Raw genomic sequence first — 6,141 nt, forward strand, 5'->3', positions numbered from 1 at the left:
GAGTCGGTCAGCGAACGATTCCGGCCGTTTGCCCTACTTGCTTCATCACGCGGAACCGGCGACGCATCCGAGCCGCATCCATGAGCATTCGTCCTGCCCAGCGGTAGACATTAAACTCCTGAATGAGTCCGCGCATACTGCGCATGCGGGCCCGCTGCTCGCCGGGGCTCATGGTCAGCGCCAAATGCAGCGCCGCCGCGCACTGGTCGATGTCGTAGGGGTTGACGACGACCGCCTCCGGAAGTTCCTGCACCGCGCCCGTGAACTGGCTGAGGATGAGGACTCCCTGCTCATCGTCACGAGCCGCGATAAATTCCTTCGCCACCAAGTTCATCCCATCGTGAAGACTGCTCACGAAGCAGAGCTCCGACGCCCGATAGTACTCGTACACGTCCGGCGGCTCGTGGTGTTTCACCTTAAGCACGATCGGCTCATAGCCCTCGCGCCCGAACCGCTTGTTGATCCGTTCGGTGAGCGCATAGACCTGGTCGTGGAAGTGCTGGTATTGATCGATGATGGTCCGGCTCGGCGCCGCGATTTGGATGAACGAAAATTTGCCGATCCACTCGGGCTGCAATTCGAACAACCGCTCCACGGCCAGGAACCGCTCGATGATCCCTTTCGTGTAATCCAGCCGATCGACTCCGATGCCCACGAGCCGATCCGGTCCCATCGCATGCCGCTCGCGGATGTGCTGCCGGCAATCAGGTACCGGCCGCTGCGTCTCGATCCAGCGCGAAGGCCACTCGATCGAGATCGGGTAATGATTCACCGCGGTCAACTTGCCGCCGTAGGAAACCGTGGACGTATCCCGATCGATGCGAGCCTCGAGGATCCGGTCGATGGAATAAATGAAATTATTGCAGTGCACCCGCGTGTGGAAACCCACGATGCTGCTGCCCAGCAACCCTTCCAGGATTTCCTTTCGCCAAGGACAAATGCCGTAGCTCTCGGCATTGGGCCAGGGAATATGCCAGAACATGATGATCGTGGCGTTTGGCAGTTTCTCCCGCACCATCTTAGGAAGCAGTGCGAAGTGATAATCCTGGACCAGCACGACGGGATCGTCGGTCGTGGCTTCCTCGATGACGGCCTGCGCGAACCGCTCATTGACCGAGACATACCGTTCCCAATCCGACGTCCGAAACGTGGGTCGCACGTGCGCGTTGTGGCAGAGCGGCCACAGGCCCTCGTTGGCGAAGCCGTAGTAGTATCCCGCCTCTTCATCGGGAGTCAGCCAGATCCGCCGAATGTCGTAGGACGGGTGGTCGGGCGGCACCTTCACGTGGTCCCTCGCATCCACCACTTCCCGGTCAGCCGACCCATTGCCATGGGCGATCCAGACACCGGAGCAGGCGCGCATGACCGGTTCCAAGGCCGATACGAGGCCGCTCGCCGGCGTCTGCACCTCGATCTTTTGTCCGCGCCGATTGTGGATGTACGGCTGCCGGTTGGAGACAATCAAGATTTCGTCGCCGGAGAGGTGTTCATGCAAAATGGTCTTGAGACTCGCGGGGCTCCATGTGATCTGGCTCTCGTCGCGCATGCGTCGATCCGCTTCAAGTTCTCGGACCAGTTCATGTAGGTCCTGCGCCACCGGGTGCAATTCCGACGAATGGACCTGGCCGCTCAGCGACGGCAATCCGCCTCGATTCAGCATCGCCCGGACGCCCAATACCCACCCGCGCCAACTGATATGGGCCACCATCACCGTGACCATGGAGATGACCGCGGCGAGCCCGGCGAAGAGGTAGAAGATGTACCATTTCGTGTCGGTGCTGCGTTGATGCACGAAACTCATGTCGTGGACCAGCATCAACCGGCCATGGGCTTTCCCTCCGGCTTGAATCGTAGCCGCCACCACATGCAACGGTCCCTGCGCGAGGTTCACCACGTCGGACGTGCCGGCAGGAAGATCAGCCAGGCTCTCGCACGAGAGCTGATCGGGATAGGTCAACGTTTGATAGAGCAGCCGGTTCTGCGAGTCACAAAAGCCCAGCGCGTAGAGACGCTCGTCTTGAATAACCTTGTGGAAGTAGGCAAAGATCTTCGTGCGGGAGCGTGAAGCCACCAACTCGGCCAGCGGCGCCTCCATAGTGCTGGCCAGCAGGCGCGACCGGCTTTCGAGGTCTCGGGTAAACCATTTCAGGGTCAGCGAGTCGACGAGGGGCACCACGCCGTAGGCGACGGCAGCCAACACCAGCAGGAGCGGAAGTACGAATCGCAGGGAGAGCCGCATTTTTACTCCTGGTCGTTTACTTTGCCGACGAAATCACTTATGGTCGGAAGCATGTATCCGTACGGACTGATCGGAAACTGCCACGTCTCGGCCCATATCCATGAATCCGGCTCCGTCGATTGGCTCTGCCTGCCGCGGCCCGATAGCGAACCGGTCTTTGGCCGCATGCTGGATCCGGACGGTGGGCATTTTTCCATATCAAGCCCGATCGACGCCGCACAAGTCAAGACAACACAACGCTATTTGCCCAATACAAATATTCTCGTCACCGAGGTGTCCACGTCCAAAGGTGACACATTCCGCATCACCGATTTTTGTCCGCGGTTCGAACAGTATGGTCGGGTGTACCGGCCGGCCGCGCTCTTCCGAATTGTCGAACCCTTGGCCGGCACTCCCTCCATTCAAGTCAGTTGCCGTCCAGTCACCGGATGGGGCAAGGAATATGCCCGGGGCATGCGTGGTAACAGCCATGTCCGCTACGACATCCGAGGGGAATACCTCCGACTCCTGACCAACATGCCGCTTACGTACCTGTATGAAGAGCGGCGGTTTGCCCTCACGGACAAGACCTACTTTGCCTTGACCTGGGGCTTGGGCGTGGAGGACGACCTCGCCAAGGTCAGCCACGAGTTCCTCGACCAGACGGCCCGCTACTGGCGCACCTGGGTGAAGCATTGTTCGATTCCGGTTCTCCACCAGGAAGAGGTCATTCGATCGGCCTTGGCACTGAAGCTCCATTGCTATGAAGATACCGGTGCCATCCTGGCCGCCCTGACGACGAGCCTCCCGGAGGATCCCGGAGGTCCCCGAAATTGGGACTACCGGTTCTGCTGGCTGCGTGATGCGTACTTTTCGCTGACGGCTTTCCATAACCTCGGTCACTTCGAGGAAATGGAAGGGTTCCTCAAATTCCTGCTCAACATCGCCTATGCCCACGAGCATTCCCGGGAACGCTTGGCTCCGGTCTACACGCTGAGCCAGGATCTGCCCCTGCCCGAAACCGAGCACCAAAATTGGAGCGGCTTCCGCGGCAGCGCCCCGGTGCGCAACAACAACCAGGCCGCCGAGCATGTGCAGAACGACGTCTACGGAGAGTTGGTGCTCACACTCGCGCCGATCTTCTCCGACAATCGGTTTTACGATCTGCGCACAAAGGACCACGAGCAACTCGTCGCGAACCTCGCGCGGCTCTGTGAGCGAAACATCGCGCAGGCGGATGCGGGCCTCTGGGAAATCCGCAACGGCTGGCAGGAACATTCCTTTTCGAATTTGATGTGCTGGGCCGGGCTCGACCGTGCCTATCGGATGCAGCGGGCGGGGTTCCTGCCTTCACTCACGTCTGATATCGGCGCCGCGCGGGCGCGGGCCGAACAGGCGCTGTTGAAGGCCTCAAAAGATGGCGCCCTGCGCAACGGTCCGAATGATGACACCTTCGATGCCTCTTTGGCACAGGCCCCGATCCTCGGCTTTCCAAATCGCGAGGTCTGCGAAGCCACCATGAAACAGATCGCGCAGGAACTGTCCGTCCGAACCGACGGGCGTGACACGGGCTTCTACTTCCGCTATCTCCGGACCGACGATTTCGGCCGCCCCAAATCCAGCTTCGTCATCTGCTCATTCTGGGTCGTGCAGGCCTTGGCCAAGCTCGGGCACATGGCCGAGGCGCAACGCATCATGGCGCAGGTCCTGACAGGGGCCAATCACCTGGGTCTCTTCGCCGAACACTTCGTGCCGGAAACCAGAACGCAGCTCGGCAATTTCCCGCAAGCCTACTCCCACGTCGGGCTCATCAATGCCGCCTTTGCGGTGAGTCCGCACTGGGCCGACACCCTCTAGCAGGCCGTGACACAGTGATGATGGCCCGCCCGGTACGGGCGTGGGCGAACATTCGCGGACAATCTTGGCATTGCCCGCGGGCCGTTCAAAAAGGAGCTCGTCTATGTGGTGGACTTACGCGCTTCTCTCGGCATTCTTCGCAGCCCTTACCACCATTTTTGCGAAGGTCGGCGTCGCTGACGTCACGCCGAATTTGGCGACGGCAATCCGCACCATCGTCATCCTCATCATGGCGTGGGGGATCGTCGCGGCGACGGGAGAAACGGCGGGACTGCCGCTCGTGTCCGCTCGGTCACTGCTGTTCCTGACGTTGTCGGCCGTGGCGACGGGGCTTTCGTGGATGTGTTACTTCCAAGCGCTGCAGGTCGGCCAAGCCACGGCGGTCGCGGGAATCGACAAGACCAGCCTGGTCATGACGCTGGTCCTGGCTGTGATGTTCTTGGGTGAGCCTCTGGCCTTGAAGTCCGTGGCAGGCGTCTTGCTGATCCTGGGCGGGGCCTTGCTGCTGATCCGCTGATCATTCGCCCGCCTATTCTTCGCCTCGGTTGCGCCCTCCGGTCGGTGCCGTCACACGAATCGTTCCGGACTCGCTCAGAGCCTTGCCTCCCGGCGTGGAAGGCTCCACCTTGGCGGTGTATTTGTAAACGCCGGCCCTGTGGAAGCAGAGGCTTGCGCTCTGGTTCGGCGCGATGTTGCTGAAACCCCGCGTAAAGCCGAGGAAGTTCGAGAAGCCGCGCTGGCAACTCAGCATGTCGGGAGTCAGGCCGGGAAAGTCCACCCGCGTTGGCGTCTGACGCTGGTTGGTCCACTGGATCTCATCACCGATGCGGACCGAGAGCTCCGATTGACTCAGTCGATCTTTGAACTTCAGATCATGCGTCACGGCCGTCCGGGTCGTCGACGGAAGCGCCGCGCAGCCACCCAAGATGATGATGCCTGCCAGCACCGCATAGCCTGTCCGCATGGCGCCCTCCCGGTTAATGTTCGAAGGCCCGTACTGTAAGGGATCCTTCTGAAGCGGTGCAAGCCTGCGCCTCGCGTCCATGCGCCGACAGGCCTGGGTAGCAATACCTGAAGAACCTTCGCCCGAGCGTGTGCCGAGGCCGGGGCTCACGACCCGCCGCGAGATTTCTTTTTAAGAAGGTACACGCTTTCGGTGGCCGGGCAGCGGCCCTTGAGGCCGCCGGGGACATCGAGGCTGGTCAGCAGGGTGATGTCATATTGCTCGCCGTAGTGCCGCCGGATCTCTTCGTTGTCGACCGAGAAGGGCGGTCCCTCCATCACCTGCTGGTCGTACTCGAAGGAGATAAGTAGTTGCGGCGCATTCGCGGTGAGGGTGGTCAAGTGCGCGCTGTATCGGTTGCGCATTGACGGCGGTAGGGCGACCAAGGCTGCTCGGTCATACACGGCATCAACCGGACCCAGTAGCTCAGGCGTGACCTTGAAGATGTCGCCTACGAAGATGTCGAGCTGCGGGGCACGATAGTGATCGAGTGTGTCGACCTTCGTGATCGTCGGCGTCACGCCGAGCTTCGCGAACAATTGTTCAACGGCCAGGGCGCTCAATTCGGCTCCGGCCACCCGATAATCGCGAGACAACAACCAACCGATATCGAGCGTCTTGCCGCAGAGCGGCAGAAACACGCGACTCCCTTTCGTCAGCGACAGTTCGTCGACGTATTTGACGAGAAGGGGATTGGGTTCGCTCTGGTGAAACCCAATCTCATTCTTCTTCCACCGATCATGCCAAAACTGCGCGTCCATGCTTGATCATCTCTCCCTATAAACGGCATCGCCCCTTGCGGCGGATTCTCCGGCATTGAGACATAAAAAAGGGCCCGGAGGACATCCGGGCCCTTGCGTGGTGGAGGCGAGGGGAGTTGAACCCCTGTCCGAAGATCTTCGGCGCACCGGTTCTACATGTGTAGCCGATTGTTTAGATTTCGCAGCCACCCACGCCCATCGGCAGGCTTAGAATAGCCGCTAGCCCAGAAAAGTCTCGTCCCCCGACGCTGAGCACCGGCGTGGGACCAGCCCGCTGCATCGCGCCATTCCACCCCCGCGGG

The 6,141-nt window shown here is 60.7% G+C and carries 5 protein-coding genes and 1 other RNA gene; 2 read left to right on the forward strand and 4 right to left on the reverse strand.

Translation table 11 applies throughout. From position 1 onward, the window contains the following. Nucleotides 1-7 precede the first annotated feature (7 nt). A complete protein-coding gene (locus KF814_16305) occupies nucleotides 8-2,239 on the reverse strand; it encodes a trehalose-6-phosphate synthase (GenBank protein ID MBX3237709.1) in 2,232 nt (743 codons plus the stop codon). A 39-nt stretch (nucleotides 2,240-2,278) separates the two neighbouring features. Here KF814_16305 and KF814_16310 point away from each other — a divergent pair, with 39 nt between their 5' ends. Further along, nucleotides 2,279-4,075: a glycoside hydrolase family 15 protein gene (locus tag KF814_16310; protein MBX3237710.1), complete on the forward strand. Its 1,797-nt coding sequence runs from the start codon at nucleotides 2,279-2,281 to the stop codon at nucleotides 4,073-4,075. Nucleotides 4,076-4,178: 103 nt separating this feature from the next. Further along, nucleotides 4,179-4,592, forward strand: a complete 414-nt coding sequence (locus KF814_16315; protein ID MBX3237711.1) for an EamA family transporter — start codon at nucleotides 4,179-4,181, stop codon at nucleotides 4,590-4,592. A 12-nt stretch (nucleotides 4,593-4,604) separates the two neighbouring features. On the opposite strand, the gene KF814_16320 is transcribed toward KF814_16315, so the two are convergent. The 3 genes from KF814_16320 to ssrA form a co-directional block, all read right to left on the reverse strand. Beyond that, nucleotides 4,605-5,039 (reverse strand): hypothetical protein, encoded by a 435-nt coding sequence (locus tag KF814_16320; protein ID MBX3237712.1) that lies wholly within the window; start codon nucleotides 5,037-5,039, stop codon nucleotides 4,605-4,607. A 146-nt stretch (nucleotides 5,040-5,185) separates the two neighbouring features. After that, nucleotides 5,186-5,839 (reverse strand): thiopurine S-methyltransferase, encoded by a 654-nt coding sequence (gene tmpT / locus KF814_16325; protein MBX3237713.1) that lies wholly within the window; start codon nucleotides 5,837-5,839, stop codon nucleotides 5,186-5,188. Nucleotides 5,840-5,937: 98 nt separating this feature from the next. After that, nucleotides 5,938-6,141, reverse strand: a transfer-messenger RNA (tmRNA) gene (gene ssrA / locus KF814_16330); the annotation flags it as partial.

It is taken from the genome of Nitrospiraceae bacterium (assembly GCA_019637075.1).
Taxonomy (GTDB): domain Bacteria; phylum Nitrospirota; class Nitrospiria; order Nitrospirales; family Nitrospiraceae; genus JAHBWI01.